Origin of the sequence: Leisingera sp. M523, from assembly GCF_025141335.1 — a bacterium.
In the GTDB taxonomy this organism is placed as follows: domain Bacteria; phylum Pseudomonadota; class Alphaproteobacteria; order Rhodobacterales; family Rhodobacteraceae; genus Leisingera.
Map to the genome: position 1 here is coordinate 4,032,112 of NZ_CP081036.1, position 12,758 is coordinate 4,044,869.

Genomic DNA, 12,758 nt, shown 5'->3' on the forward strand with positions numbered 1-12,758 from the left:
GGAACAAGCGCGCCGCGCCGGGCAAGCGGCTGCCCGCCCCGGTGCGATGTGCTTTGGCAGCGGGCGGAAACCGGCTATCACTGCCTTATGCTGACGCGCCCCCTGTTCATTGGATCGGAAATCTATCGCGGATCGTCTTATGGCGGCACGCATCCGCTGCGGGTGCCAAGGGTCTCAACTGTGATGGATCTGTCTCGGGTGCTGGGCTGGCTGCCGGATCAGGCCTATGTGAATTCGCCCCGGGCGAAACCGGCAGCGCTGACCGCTTGGCACACGCCCGAATACGTCGCGGCGCTGCAAGCGGCAGAGGCGGCGCAGTCTGTAAGCGAAGACGTTCGGGTGCGGCACCATTTGGGCAGCATTTCCAACCCGGTGTTTCCGGAGATGTTCCGCCGCCCGGCCACTGCCGCGGGCGGGTCGATCCTGGCGGGGGAGCTGCTGGCAGGGGGCGGCATCGTCTACAACCCGGCGGGCGGCACCCACCACGGGATGCCGGACCGCGCCAACGGCTTTTGCTATCTGAACGATCCAGTGCTGGCGATGCTGTCACTGCGCCATCACGGCGCCCGGCGGATCGCCTATGTGGACATCGACGCGCATCATTCCGACGGGGTAGAGCATGGCTTTACCGGCGACAGGGACGCGCTGATGATCTCGGTGCATGAGGAGAACCTCTGGCCCAAGACCGGCGCGCTGACGGAGGATGCGGGCGGCTCGGCCCTGAACCTGCCAGTGCCGCGCGGCTTCAACGATGATGAGATGGCCCATATCCGAGACGCGCTGATTCTGCCCGCTGTGGAGGGTTTCGCGCCGGATGCCATCGTGCTGCAATGCGGGGCGGATGCGGTGACAGAGGATCCGCTGCCGCATCTGGATCTGTCGAACAACGCCCATTGGGCGGTGGTGCGGGCGTTGGTGGGGATGGCGCCGCGATTGCTGGTGCTGGGCGGCGGCGGCTATAATCCATGGTCGGTCGGGCGTCTTTGGACCGGGGTCTGGGCTACGCTGAACGGGTATGAGGTGCCGGAGAGGCTGCCCGCGGCGGGCGAGGCTGTGCTGCGCGGGCTGGAGTTCAACGGCAACCGTCTGGGCCGAAACCCGCCGGAGCATTGGTTCACCACGCTGCGCGACCAGCCGCGGGGCGGAGAGGTTCGGCGGGAAATCCAGGAGAGGGTGGCTTACTTGCGGGCTAGACGGGGGCTGTAATGCGGTAAGGGCATCGCCCGCCCCGTGGGGGCGGTTCGGGCGCTGCCCGGCCTGCCGGCCGGGCGATCGGTTGCAAGCCTGGACTAGTCAGCCCAGCTGAGCGCGCTGAGGTCGATGGCGGCGGTGGGCGCGTTCTCCCACAGCCCCTGCAATCCGGCCTTGGCCACCCCCAGCTTGGCCAGCTGGAACAGGTAACCGTTGACGTAATCCGCCGCGATAATCTCCTGCGCGTCTTGCAGCAGCGCGGTTCGGGCGTCCGGATCGGTGGTGGCGTTCAGCGTCGCCATAAGCTCCTGGAATGGCTTGCTGTCATACTGGAAGTAGTACTCGGGCCGGGCGTAGATGCCGATGTCCATCGGCTCGGTATGACTGATGATCGTCAGGCCAAAGCTTTTGCCGCGAAAGACAGATTCCAGCCACTGCGCCCATTCCACATTGATGATCTCCGCCTTGATCCCCACCTGGGCCAGCTGCGCCGCAACAATTTCACCGCCGCGGCGGGCATAAGAGGGCGGCGGCAGGTGCAATGTGGTCTCAAACCCGTCAGGCAGACCGGCCTCTGCCAGCAGCGCCTTGGCCCTCTCAGGATCAAAGGATGACGCGCCGGTCAGATCCTTGTAGGCCGGGTTATGCGGTGCAAAATGGGTGCCGATGGGGGTGCCAAAGCCGAACATCGCGCCGTCAATGATGGACTGCCGGTCGATGGCATGGGCCACAGCCTGGCGTACGCGCGCGTCGTCGAACGGCGGCTGTTTGTTATTGGTGGACAGGATTGTCTCGCCCTCGGTCGATCCCACCAGCACCTGGAACCGCGGATCAGCCTCGAATTGCGGCAGGTTCTCCGGCGCCGGGAAATTGTCAAAGGCGTCGATATCCTCGGCCATCACCGCGGCAAAGGCGGCCGTGGGATCGGAGATGAACTTGAATGTGGCCGAGGCCAGCGCGGGCTGTTCGCCCCAATACTCTGGATTGCGCGCCAGGCTGATCCGGTCGCCCTGCACCCATTCCTGAAAGGTATAGGCGCCGGTGCCGACCGGGCTGGTCTTGATGTCCTCGATGCTCTCCGGTGCCACAATCACTGCATCGCCCCAGGCCAGGTTGAACAGGAAACTGCCGTTCGGCGCGTCCAGAGTGACTTTGACGGTTTGCGGGTTCACCGTATCCACCGACACGATCCCCTCAAACAGCGCTTTCTGCGCGTTGGTGCTGTCTTCGGCACGGGCGCGGTCGAGCGAGAATTTCACGTCCTCCGCATCCATCGTGCTGCCGTCGTGAAAGATGACGCCTTCGCGCAGCTTGAAGGTGTAAACGGTGCCGTCCCCGGAAATTTCCCAGCTTTCCGCCAACCCCGGCACCACAGATCCATCGCCCATGAACCGGGTCAGCCCTTCGAAAATGTTGCTGTAAACCACCGAATCGATGGCCTGTGCGGCGGCGCTTGTCGGGTCCAGATGCGGTGGTTCCAGCTGCAGACCGATGGTGACGCTGTCCTTGGCCCAGGCGGCGCCCGCCATCAAGGCCAGCGCGGAACTGGCGGCGAAAACGTAGGATCTGAAGGCCATCGGAAAACTCCCTGTGTGCAAAATTCGGGCCTGTTTGGGCGCCTATTGGAAACGAGTTTCCCTGTTTCCCAAGCGTAATCAAGACCGGGCGGCATTTCGCGCACTGGAAGCACGCGGCGTTAATTGGTAATCCGGGCGCTATTCGAACTGCGGACAGGAAGCCATGAGCGCAACAGCCAAGAAACAGGCGCCCAACGCCGAAGACATCCGGGCCCGCAAAGGCGGCACCCCTTTGGTGAGCCTGACGGCCTATACCACACCGATGGCGCGGTTGATGGACGCCCATTGCGACTTTGTGCTGGTCGGCGACAGCGTCGGCATGGTGCTGCACGGGCTGACCTCCACCCTGGGCGTGACGATGGAGATGATGATCCTGCACGGCCAGGCGGTGGCGCGTGGTTTGGAACAGGCGATGCTGGTGATCGATATGCCCTTCGGGTCTTACGAGGAAGGCTCGCAGCAGGCATTCCGCAACGCGGCCCGGCTGATGGCCGAGACCGGCTGCGCCGCGGTCAAGCTGGAGGGCGGCGTCGGGATGGCCGAAACCATCCGCTTTCTGGTCAAGCGCGGCATCCCGGTGATGGCGCACATCGGTCTTACGCCGCAGTCGATCAATACTCTGGGCGGCTACAAGGTACAGGGCCGCGATACGCAAGCCGACGCCGTGCTGGCCGATGCCCGCGCAGTGGCCGAGGCCGGCGCGTTTTCGGTGGTGCTGGAAAAGGTACCGCAGAAACTGGCCGACACAATCACCGCCGAGGTGGCGATTCCCACCATCGGTATCGGTGCCAGTGCCGGCTGCGACGGGCAGATCCTGGTGGTTGATGACATGCTGGGCTTTTTCACCGCCTTCAAACCGAAATTCGTGAAACGCTACGCCGATCTTGGGCCGCTGGCCGAGGCTGGTATTGCCGAATACGCCGCCGAGGTCCGTGCCCGCTCCTTCCCGGCGGCTGAGCATGTGTTTGCCGATCAGGCGCCCTCCAAAGGATGACTGCCGACATGACTGCACCGATCCTGCGCCGCTTGTCTGATCTGCGCGCCAAGACAGCCGCATGGCGCCGTGCTGGCGAAACCATCGGCCTGGTGCCGACCATGGGCGCGCTGCACGCGGGCCACCTGTCACTGGCCGCAGCGGCCAAACAGTCCTGCGACCGGGTGATCGTGACCATCTTCGTGAACCCCAAGCAGTTCAACAAGCCGGAAGACCTGGAGAACTACCCCCGGACTGAAACTGACGACGCGCAAAAGCTCGCACATCTGGGGGTGGATCTGATCTATGTCCCGGATCCGGACCAGATCTACCCGCAGGGCTACGCCACCAATGTCTCGGTCGGCGGCAGCATTACGGAGGTGATGGAAGGCCCCTTCCGCCCCGGTCATTTCGACGGGGTGGCAACGGTTGTGGCCAAGCTGTTTCTGCAAACCAGCGCGGATAAGGCGTTTTTCGGCCAGAAGGATTACCAGCAGCTAATGGTTGTCACCCGGATGGCCCGCGATCTGGATATCCCGATCGAGGTCATCGGCTGCGAAACCGTGCGCGAGGCGTCGGGCCTTGCCATGTCCTCACGTAATCTGCTGCTGCCAAAGGACAGGCTTGCCAAGGCGGCAGCGCTGAATGCCGCGATGCGGGAGGCGGCTGCCAAAGCTTCTGCGGGCGAACCTTGGGCGCCGCTGGAGACTGCTGCGCGCCAGACACTGGCAGAGGCGGGATTCGGCGATGTGGAATACTTCGACCTGCGATGTGCCGAAACGCTGGAGGCGCTGGATAGCCCCTCCCGTCCTGCCCGTCTGCTGGCCGCCGCCTGGATGGATGGCGTCCGGCTGATCGATAATATCGAAGTTCCTCAACTAAATCCTTAGTAGGGGCTGGCAGCGGTAACACTTTTGCGTTTATGCTCCCCGGTCAGAGGAGACTGGAGGGCAGCCGATGACCTATATTCTGGCAATTGATCAGGGCACCACGTCGACCCGGGCAATCCTGTTTGATGCGGGAATGCAGGTCGCGGGCACCGCACAGCAGGAGTTCACCCAGCATTACCCGCAGGCGGGCTGGGTGGAGCATGACCCGGAAGAGATCTGGGAGACCACTATCGCCGTCTGCCGCAAGGTGATGGCGGAGCTGGATGTGTCTGCCGCGGATATCGCGGGCATTGGCATCACCAACCAACGCGAAACCACTGTGGTTTGGGACAAGGCCAGCGGCAAAGCCATTCACAACGCCATTGTCTGGCAGGACCGCCGCACCGCATCTATTTGCGAGCAGCTGCGCCAGGATGGCCAGGCTGAGATGGTCTCTGACCGCACCGGGCTGCTGCTCGATCCCTATTTCTCCGGCACCAAGGTGAAGTGGATTCTCGACATGGTGCCCGGCGCGCGCGAGCGGGCGGCGGCGGGCGATCTGCTGTTCGGCACGGTGGATACCTTCCTGATCTGGCGGCTGACCGGCGGTGCCTCCCACGTCACCGACGCCACCAACGCCGCACGGACGCTGATGTACGACATCCGCAAGGGCCGCTGGAGCCGCACCATCAGCGATCTGCTGGATGTGCCGCAGCAGATGCTGCCGGAGGTGAAGGACAGCGCGGCAGATTTCGGCACCACCGATCCGGAAATCCTGGGCGGCCCGGTCCCGATCCTGGGCGTGGCTGGCGACCAACAGGCAGCCACCATCGGCCAGGCCTGCTTCCAGCCGGGAATGATGAAATCCACCTATGGCACCGGCTGCTTTGCCCTGCTGAACACCGGGGATGAGCCGGTGGTGTCGAAAAACCGGATGCTGACCACCATTGCCTACCAGCTGGACGGCAAGCCAACCTATGCACTGGAAGGCTCGATCTTCATCGCCGGCGCCGCGGTGCAATGGCTGCGCGACGGGCTGGGGATCATCGAGGAAGCGTCGCAGTCGGGCGAGCTGGCGCTGCGGGCCGATCCGGGACAGGACGTGATCCTGGTGCCCGCCTTCACCGGCCTTGGCGCGCCTTATTGGGAGCCGGAGTGCCGCGGCGGCATGTTCGGCCTCAGCCGCAACTCCGGCCCGGCGGAATTTGCCCGCGCCGCGCTGCAAAGCGTCGCCTACCAGACCCGCGATCTTTATGAGGCGATGCGCGCCGACTGGGAGGACGACAGCCACCACACCGTGACCCTGCGCGTTGATGGCGGCATGAGCGCCAGCGACTGGACGATGCAGAGCCTGTCGGACATCCTAGGCGCCGCCGTCGACCGCCCGGTGATGCAGGAAACCACCGCGTTGGGTGCTGCCTGGCTGGCGGGGATGCGGGCGGGGATCTACCCGGATCAGACGGGGTTCGCCGACACTTGGAAGCTCGACCGGCAGTTTTCGCCGCTAATGCAGCCCGCGGCGCGGCAGGCGGCTTATGCGCGCTGGCAGTGCGCGGTTCAGGCGGTGATCGGGGTTTGACGTCAGGCGGGCAGGGCAGGGCGCTCCCGCCTGTTCCGCCACATTCTGCGAATGTGCCTCACAGTTGGGCGTAGCGCCGCGCTTTGCGCGGCGCCATCCCTTTGCTGAGAAGCGGTTTAAGGTCAGAATTGCCCTTAAACGCGCCCATTCAAGGGTGATAGCGGCCATCCGCGCCTCAAGGGTGAGCAAGCTGCCCGGAAACGCTCCGGGGGAGCGTTTCGCTTGCGAACGGGCGGAGCCCTGGCAAAACCGTGCCTGCGGCACGGCGGCTGTGCCGCCCTTGACCCGCGGCTGGCCGCGGCGTGCCTCAGCTGATGCGGGCACCTGCCGGGATAGTTGACGGGCGGGCGTTCAGCTCCTCGATGGAGAAGCCCGCAATCATCTTGTATTTGGCGGCATGGGCGGCCAGTTCCGCCTGCGGGATCACTTTGCCAATGTCTGCGAAGTCGCCGCCGCAGAGGTCCTCGACCCGCTGCAGCACCCCGTCCGGCCCACCGCCTGCCCGGTTGGCGAGACACACTGCCGTCGTTACTGGGCGCACTTCTGCCTCGTAGGCCTCAAGCGCGGCGGATGTGACCCCGTGCTCCAGCAGTTGCGCGCCGATCACCCGCGCGTCCACAATGGCCTGGCTGGCGCCGTTCGATCCCACCGGATAGGTCGGATGGGCAGCGTCACCCATCAGAGCCACGTTGCCGATCGTCCAGCGCTCCAGCGGGTTGCGGTCCACCATCGGGTATTCATAGACCGTCCCGGCACCGCGGATCAGGGCGGGCACGTCAATCCAATCAAACCGCCAGCCTGCGAAATCCGGCAGGAACTCAGTGATATCCGCGGGCCGGTTCCAGTCTTCCCGGCGCCAGGGGGTGGAGGGATCAAAGCTCTTCTCGGCGATCCAGTTCATTGTGACGCGGCCATCACCATCCGGTGCCGAGATCGGGTAGGCCACCAACCGCAGATGATCATTGCCGATCATCGCCATCGCCGCGCCGCCCTTGAAGGCAGGCGCGCGGGCGGTGGCCCGCCACAGGATACGGCCGTTCCAGATTGGCGCGCCCTCATCCGGCGCCATCTGTGCGCGCAGGGCGGAATGGATGCCGTCTGCTGCGACAACCAGCGATCCCTCGACCCGCCGCCCGTCCGCTAGCAGCAGCGCAGCACCCTCCGCCGCATTGTCAAACCCTGCCGCCCGTGTGCCGGTCTTAAAGCAGCCCGTCCCTGCGCGCTCCACCAGCGTGCGGTGGAGCATCATCTGCAGCTCGCCACGGTGCACTGAATACTGCGGCCAGGCATAGCCGGCGCGGGTACCACGCGGCTCCTCCCAGATCGTTTTGCCAAGCTTGCTGTAAAATCCCAGCTGACGGGTCCGGACACCAATTGCGTCCAGTTCCGCCTCCAGCCCCAAATCGAACAGTTCCCGCACCGCGTTGGGCTGCAGGTTGATGCCAACACCCAGCGGTTTCAGGCCGCGGACTGCCTCATAAATCTGAAAGGGGACCTCGATTTGATGCAGCGTCAGCCCCAGCGCCAGCCCTGCAATGCCGCCGCCCGCGATGAGGATGGACATAATAAGCATACTCCCTAATTGCGCGGGCAGATAACCACGGCGCGCGACGGGGAGCAAGCTGGCAGAAAGGGGAAAAGGTCAGCGCCGGCGACCGATGATCAGGTCGGGGCCAAAGATCACATCGGCGTAATTGTGCAGATAGATTTTCAGCCAGGGCGTGAACCGTTCCGGGTGGCGGCTGACTTCGGCCAGAAGGTCATGGTAATCGACCCAGCGGGTCTCCATCACTTCGTCCGGGTTTGGGGTGATGTTTAATGGGCGGTGGGCATGGGCCAGGAACACATCCACGGCTTCATGCTCGACCAGGCCATTGCCGACATCGGCGCGGTATTCCAGGTGATGGCGGAACTCAGGGTAGAGGCCGGTCAGGCCCAGCTCTTCCTGCATACGCCGCACGGCACAGGCCGAGGGCTGCTCGTCCCACATCGGATGGGTGCAGCAAGTGTTCGCCCAGAGGCCGGGGGTGTGGTATTTCCCCATCGCCCGGCGCTGCATCAGGATTTCCACGCCTTTCACCACAAAAACGGAGACCGCCTTGTGTTTCAGCCCGCGCTCATGCGCGGCGAGCTTGTCAACAGGTGTCAAATCGCCGTTCACCCAGGCGGGGATCATGTGGCTCATGCTGTGTCCGTGACGGTTTTTTCTGGCGCGGCCTGCCGCAACTGCGATGGCCTGGCTCCTACCGCTAACGCCTGCGGGTTACGAAAGCAATTACGCGAAAAGCCGCGGCGAAAATGCCGCGGCTTTGTGGCCGTGCTGCCGGAAAATCCGGCCTTACTCGGAAGCGGCTGCTGCGTTTTCTTCCGCGGCGGGTTCTTCAGCCGGCGCCGGGCCGTGGCTGGCCAGGAAAGCAAAGATATCCTCGCCGCCCTTTTTCAGGCGGAAGGACATTTTCGACTTGGCTTTGGGATTGCCGGTTTCGGCCTGCAGGAATTTCTTGGGATCGGTGGTGTAGCCGACGAATTTCGCTTCGTCCCAGACCAGTCCGGCTTCGCCCGCCGCAATCAAGTCCTTGCTGTATTTGAAGCCCTCAGTGGTGCCGGCAGTGCGGCCTGCCAGGCCCCACAGGTTGGGACCGGTCTTGCCGCCCTTCACGATCACATCGCCGTCGTCCGAGACAACCATGTGGCAGGATTTGCATTTGTTAAACCCCTTCTCACCTTTGGCCGGGTCGCCTTCGGCAAAGGCTGGGGCGGCGAGGAGGCCGAAAATGGCGGCTGTTACGAGAGGTTTCATATTGCTTGCTCCGGTTTTGAGTTGGCAGGTGTGACTCATGATCCAATAGCCGGCGGTGTCAACCGGCAGTTTGACGCGCATCAAAGTCATGGCAGGAAGTTGCGGACCTTTATGGCGCCGCCCAGCAGGGCAGCAGATCGCCGGGTTCTGGCCGGGCGTGTGAGACAGCACGGGCAATGGCACGGCTAAGGCACAGCGCTGCGGCATGGCAGACCGGCCCAAGGTCCGCATCCGGGTTTTCCAGGGCGCCGGTGCTTGCGGCAAAGACCAGATCGCCGTCGCCGGGCGCATGGGCGGGGACAATTGCGCGGCCGATGCCGTCATGGGCGGCAGTAGCCAGGCGCTGGCACTGCGCCTTGCTGAGTGCGGCATCCGTGGCGACGATGGCGATGGTGGTATTGGCGCGCTCTTGCGGCATCGGGGTGCCGCCCAGCTTTTGCATGGCGGCCAGTTTGCGGCTCTCCGGACTGCGGCCTAGGCCGGCGGATGGATCCGGGCCCAAACCGCCGAACTCATCCCCGATTTCAAACGGCGCCGCCCAGAAATGCCGCTCACCCGGTGTGGTGACGGCGCCCAGCGGGTTGGCGGCCACCAAGGCGCCCACGGTCACGCCGCTGTCCAGCACCAGCGAGGCCGACCCCAGCCCGCCCTTGACCATCGCGGTCAGCGCGCCGGTGCCCGCACCAAAGGTACCAAGATCAAAGGTATCTGCCGCGGCTTCAAACGCCGCCCGGCCCAGGGCGCGGTAGGGATTTTCATCCCATGCCTTGCCGCCGCCGTTCATTAGATCAAACAGGATCGCGCCCGGCACCAACGGCACCCGCGCCGGGCCAACCGGAAAACCGCGGCCCTGACTGTGCAGCGCATCCATCACGCCGGAACAGGCATCAAGACCAAAGGCAGAGCCGCCGGACAGCACCAGCGCGTCGATCTTTGCCACCGATTTGTCCGGCGCCAGCAGGTCGGTTTCACGTGTTCCCGGTGCGCCGCCCATCACATGCACCGATGCGGTGAAGGGCTTGTCAGCCGTTAGAACTGTGGTACCGGATTTCAGCGCCGCATCCTGCGCATTGCCAACCAGGATGCCGGGGACATCGGTGATCAGATTTCGAGGGCCGGGGAGCATGGTGAGAAGTCCTTCTTGCATGAAGCGCGCTGGGGCGCGCTGCCTCCGGCGGGGGTGAGGCCTGTCATGGAAACCCTCCGGGGAAGGGTTTCAAGGCCGAACGGGCGGAGCCCAGGGAAAGATGAAAGCGCGGCGTCAGATCCGCGGCTTGGGCGCTGCCGTCGCCGGATCGCCTGAATTCGGTTCGCCCTTTGGTTCGATCAGCAGCACCTTGCATTCCCGTTCGGCACGGGGGCGGTGACTGATGCCTTTGGGCACCACGAACAGCTCACCTGCGCGGACGGTCTGCGGCTGCTGGCCTTCGATATCCATCACCATTTCACCTTCCAGAACCAGGAAGAAATCATCGGTATCCGGATGATGGTGGAACGGAAATTCACCCTGAAACTTCACCACCATCACGTCGTTGCCATTGTAATCCGCCACCACATGCGGGTCCCAATGGGTGGAGAATTGGCTGAGTTTTCCGGCCAAGTTCACAGTCTTCATATGCAGCGCCCCCCGTCCACTTCCATCGCCACTCCGGTCACCATGCCAGCCTCGTCCGAACACAAGTAACAGGCCGCGTTGCCCATGTCCTCGGGGGTGGAAAACCGGCCGATCGGGATGGTGGACAGAAACTTGGCGCGCATTTCCGGTGTGTCTTCGCCCATGAAGGTTTTCAGCAGCGGCGTTTCTCCGGCCACCGGGTTGATCGCATTGACGCGCACGCCATGCGGCGCCAGTTCGACCGCCATGGTCTTGGTTGCAGTGATCATCCAGCCCTTGGAGGCATTGTACCAGTTGAGGCTGGGGCGCGGCGAGACACCGGCGGTGGAGGCGACATTCAGGATCGCGCCGGCCTGGCGCGCCTTCATATGCGGCACCAGGGCGCGGGCTGTCAGGTAGACGGATTTGACGTTGACGCCTAGCACCCGGTCGAAGTCGTCCTCGGTGACATCCTCCAGCGGCGCAGGCAGATGGGTGACGCCGGCATTGTTGACCAGGATGTCCAACTGTCCAAAGGCCTCCAGGGCGGCCTCTGCCATGGCATTGACCGAGGCGCCGTCGGAGACATCCACCATCCGCGCGGTGGCGTTGCTGCCCAGCTCTGCGGCCATTTCCGCTGCCGCGGCACCATTGATGTCAGCAATCATCACCCGGGCGCCCTCAGCCAGGAACTTGCGCGCAATCCCGGCGCCAAAGCCCGAGGCGCCGCCGGTCACGATGGCGGTTTTCCCGTCCAGCCGCATATTCTGATCCTCCCTGCTGTTTTGCCAGCAGCATGGGCGGAGCGGGCGGCGGGTGCAATCCGCCGGATCAATCCGGGTCGATTTTACCGCGCGTCGCTTTCAGGCCGCCGCGCTGTTTCTTGGCTTCAAGCCGCCGCTTGACCGAGCCGCGGGTGGGTTTGGTGGCAATGCGCCGCTTGGGCGCCACCAGCGCCTTGCGCACCAGCTCGGCCAGCCGCTCGCGCACGATTTCGCGGTTGCGCTGCTGCGACCGGGTCTCGTCGCATTGCAGGATGATCGCGCCTTCCTTGGTCCAGCGGCGCCCGGCCAGCCGTCTCAGCCGGTTTTTGACCGCGGGCGTCAGCGCAGGCGAGCGTTCGGCCTCGAACCGCAGTTCCACCGCGGTGGCCACCTTGTTCACATTCTGCCCGCCGGGGCCCGAGGCGCGGACAAAGCTTTCGGTGAGTTCCCAATCCTGCAGGGTGATTTGCGCGTCAACGTGGATCATGGCTCAGTCAGTAATCGAAAAGGGCTGTTCCCACACGCGGGAACAGCCCTTCGAGATGATAGGAGGTGCACCGGTTAGGTCAGCACCAATTCAGGGGTCTATACGCGCCAAGGGCTGCCTCGGCCGCACACCTTCTGAACTGTTCCGGCACTGCTCTCCATAGCTTCTCTAGACAATGGGCACCTCCTTTCTGAATGTTTCGTGTGATTCCAGCCTGCCATAGATTCGGTTAATGTCAAAACAAAATCATGTGGTCTTTGCGGTCAGTTTACGCACGATGATGCGGAAGGGCACAAGGACGGCCAAAGCAAGCGACAGTTTCACCAGCCAATCGGCCGCGGCAAGCGAGACCCACAGGGGGGCCATAGGGCCGATGCCCAGCAGCGGCAGCACCTCTGCGGCCCAGGCGACATCGTTGCCCGGCTCGAGCCAGGCAAGCGCGCCTGAGAAGGCGATGGTGAAGAAGATTGCTGTGTCCACCGAAGAGCCGGCCAGCGTGGACGCCAGCGGTGCGCGCCACCATTTGCCTGTCCGCAGGGCGGAAAAGACAGCAACGTCCAACAGCTGGGCGGTGAGGAAGGCAAGGCCGGAGCCAAGTGCAATCCGCAGCGTCACGGCCGGATAGGTGAAGCCGTCGCCCTGCAGCATGATTTGAGTGCCGATCAGCGAGCAGATGACCCCGGCAAGGAAACCGGCCAGCACCACCTTGCGGGCAGCTGCGGTGCCATAGATCCGGTTCATCACATCAGTGACCAGGAAAGCGATGGGATAGGTGAAAGCGCCCCAGGTCAGCCATTGGCCGAACAGGAATTGCACCAGGATGTTGGACGCCACAACGACGGCGGCCATGGCAGCGATGCCGGGAATATGTGAGCGGGTCATGGGCCGGATCCATTTTTCAAGGCCGCGGGCATCATGACTGCC

13 protein-coding genes are annotated in these 12,758 nt (G+C 64.0%); 4 read left to right on the forward strand and 9 right to left on the reverse strand.

Features of this window, described 5'->3' with window-relative positions:
• The first annotated feature begins 87 nt into the window (after positions 1-87).
• The gene (locus K3557_RS20045; protein ID WP_259996349.1) at positions 88-1,206 is read left to right on the forward strand and encodes an acetoin utilization protein AcuC; all 1,119 of its coding nucleotides are present in this window, start codon (positions 88-90) and stop codon (positions 1,204-1,206) included.
• Positions 1,207-1,289: 83 nt separating this feature from the next.
• Here K3557_RS20045 and K3557_RS20050 read toward each other — a convergent pair whose 3' ends face one another.
• Positions 1,290-2,768 (reverse strand): ABC transporter substrate-binding protein, encoded by a 1,479-nt coding sequence (locus K3557_RS20050; RefSeq protein ID WP_259996351.1) that lies wholly within the window; start codon positions 2,766-2,768, stop codon positions 1,290-1,292.
• Between the two features lie 163 nt (positions 2,769-2,931).
• Between K3557_RS20050 and panB the strand changes: the two genes are divergently transcribed.
• The 3 genes from panB (at position 2,932) to glpK (ending at position 6,189) form a co-directional block, all read left to right on the forward strand.
• Complete coding sequence (gene panB / locus K3557_RS20055) at positions 2,932-3,762, forward strand: 3-methyl-2-oxobutanoate hydroxymethyltransferase (RefSeq protein WP_259996363.1); 831 nt, start codon at positions 2,932-2,934, stop codon at positions 3,760-3,762.
• 8 nt (positions 3,763-3,770) lie between these two features.
• Complete coding sequence (gene panC / locus K3557_RS20060; RefSeq protein WP_259996369.1) at positions 3,771-4,631, forward strand: pantoate--beta-alanine ligase; 861 nt, start codon at positions 3,771-3,773, stop codon at positions 4,629-4,631.
• Positions 4,632-4,698: 67 nt separating this feature from the next.
• The gene (gene glpK / locus K3557_RS20065; RefSeq protein WP_259996379.1) at positions 4,699-6,189 is read left to right on the forward strand and encodes a glycerol kinase GlpK; all 1,491 of its coding nucleotides are present in this window, start codon (positions 4,699-4,701) and stop codon (positions 6,187-6,189) included.
• 307 nt (positions 6,190-6,496) lie between these two features.
• Here glpK and K3557_RS20070 read toward each other — a convergent pair whose 3' ends face one another.
• From K3557_RS20070 to K3557_RS20105, 8 genes are all read right to left on the reverse strand, one after another.
• Complete coding sequence (locus K3557_RS20070; protein WP_259996382.1) at positions 6,497-7,753, reverse strand: flavin-dependent oxidoreductase; 1,257 nt, start codon at positions 7,751-7,753, stop codon at positions 6,497-6,499.
• 78 nt (positions 7,754-7,831) lie between these two features.
• Positions 7,832-8,374 carry an isopentenyl-diphosphate Delta-isomerase gene (gene idi / locus K3557_RS20075; RefSeq protein WP_259988282.1) on the reverse strand — a complete coding sequence of 181 codons (543 nt, stop codon included), beginning with the start codon at positions 8,372-8,374 and terminating at the stop codon, positions 7,832-7,834.
• A 153-nt stretch (positions 8,375-8,527) separates the two neighbouring features.
• Positions 8,528-8,989, reverse strand: coding sequence for a cytochrome c family protein (locus K3557_RS20080; protein ID WP_259996384.1), 462 nt, complete (start codon positions 8,987-8,989; stop codon positions 8,528-8,530).
• A 109-nt stretch (positions 8,990-9,098) separates the two neighbouring features.
• Complete coding sequence (locus K3557_RS20085; protein WP_259996385.1) at positions 9,099-10,115, reverse strand: P1 family peptidase; 1,017 nt, start codon at positions 10,113-10,115, stop codon at positions 9,099-9,101.
• A gap of 135 nt (positions 10,116-10,250) precedes the next feature.
• A complete protein-coding gene (locus tag K3557_RS20090) occupies positions 10,251-10,604 on the reverse strand; it encodes a cupin domain-containing protein (RefSeq protein WP_259988278.1) in 354 nt (117 codons plus the stop codon).
• Positions 10,601-11,347 (reverse strand): SDR family oxidoreductase, encoded by a 747-nt coding sequence (locus K3557_RS20095; protein ID WP_259996386.1) that lies wholly within the window; start codon positions 11,345-11,347, stop codon positions 10,601-10,603. Before K3557_RS20095 ends, K3557_RS20090 begins: the two co-directional genes overlap by 4 nt.
• Positions 11,348-11,414: 67 nt before the next feature.
• A complete protein-coding gene (gene arfB, locus K3557_RS20100) occupies positions 11,415-11,834 on the reverse strand; it encodes an alternative ribosome rescue aminoacyl-tRNA hydrolase ArfB (RefSeq protein ID WP_259996396.1) in 420 nt (139 codons plus the stop codon).
• A gap of 246 nt (positions 11,835-12,080) precedes the next feature.
• Complete coding sequence (locus K3557_RS20105) at positions 12,081-12,716, reverse strand: queuosine precursor transporter (RefSeq protein ID WP_259996405.1); 636 nt, start codon at positions 12,714-12,716, stop codon at positions 12,081-12,083.
• Positions 12,717-12,758 lie beyond the last annotated feature (42 nt).

Excerpts from the sequence above, each read along its gene's own strand:
- K3557_RS20045 (WP_259996349.1), top strand. The coding sequence starts at position 88 with ATGCTGACGCGCCCCCTGTTCATTGGATCGGAAATCTATCGCGGATCG.
- K3557_RS20050 (WP_259996351.1), bottom strand. The coding sequence starts at position 2,768 with ATGGCCTTCAGATCCTACGTTTTCGCCGCCAGTTCCGCGCTGGCCTTG.
- panB (WP_259996363.1), top strand. The coding sequence starts at position 2,932 with ATGAGCGCAACAGCCAAGAAACAGGCGCCCAACGCCGAAGACATCCGG.
- panC (WP_259996369.1), top strand. The coding sequence starts at position 3,771 with ATGACTGCACCGATCCTGCGCCGCTTGTCTGATCTGCGCGCCAAGACA.
- glpK (WP_259996379.1), top strand. The coding sequence starts at position 4,699 with ATGACCTATATTCTGGCAATTGATCAGGGCACCACGTCGACCCGGGCA.
- K3557_RS20070 (WP_259996382.1), bottom strand. The coding sequence starts at position 7,753 with ATGTCCATCCTCATCGCGGGCGGCGGCATTGCAGGGCTGGCGCTGGGG.
- idi (WP_259988282.1), bottom strand. The coding sequence starts at position 8,374 with ATGAGCCACATGATCCCCGCCTGGGTGAACGGCGATTTGACACCTGTT.
- K3557_RS20080 (WP_259996384.1), bottom strand. The coding sequence starts at position 8,989 with ATGAAACCTCTCGTAACAGCCGCCATTTTCGGCCTCCTCGCCGCCCCA.
- K3557_RS20085 (WP_259996385.1), bottom strand. The coding sequence starts at position 10,115 with ATGCTCCCCGGCCCTCGAAATCTGATCACCGATGTCCCCGGCATCCTG.
- K3557_RS20090 (WP_259988278.1), bottom strand. The coding sequence starts at position 10,604 with ATGAAGACTGTGAACTTGGCCGGAAAACTCAGCCAATTCTCCACCCAT.
- K3557_RS20095 (WP_259996386.1), bottom strand. The coding sequence starts at position 11,347 with ATGCGGCTGGACGGGAAAACCGCCATCGTGACCGGCGGCGCCTCGGGC.
- arfB (WP_259996396.1), bottom strand. The coding sequence starts at position 11,834 with ATGATCCACGTTGACGCGCAAATCACCCTGCAGGATTGGGAACTCACC.
- K3557_RS20105 (WP_259996405.1), bottom strand. The coding sequence starts at position 12,716 with ATGACCCGCTCACATATTCCCGGCATCGCTGCCATGGCCGCCGTCGTT.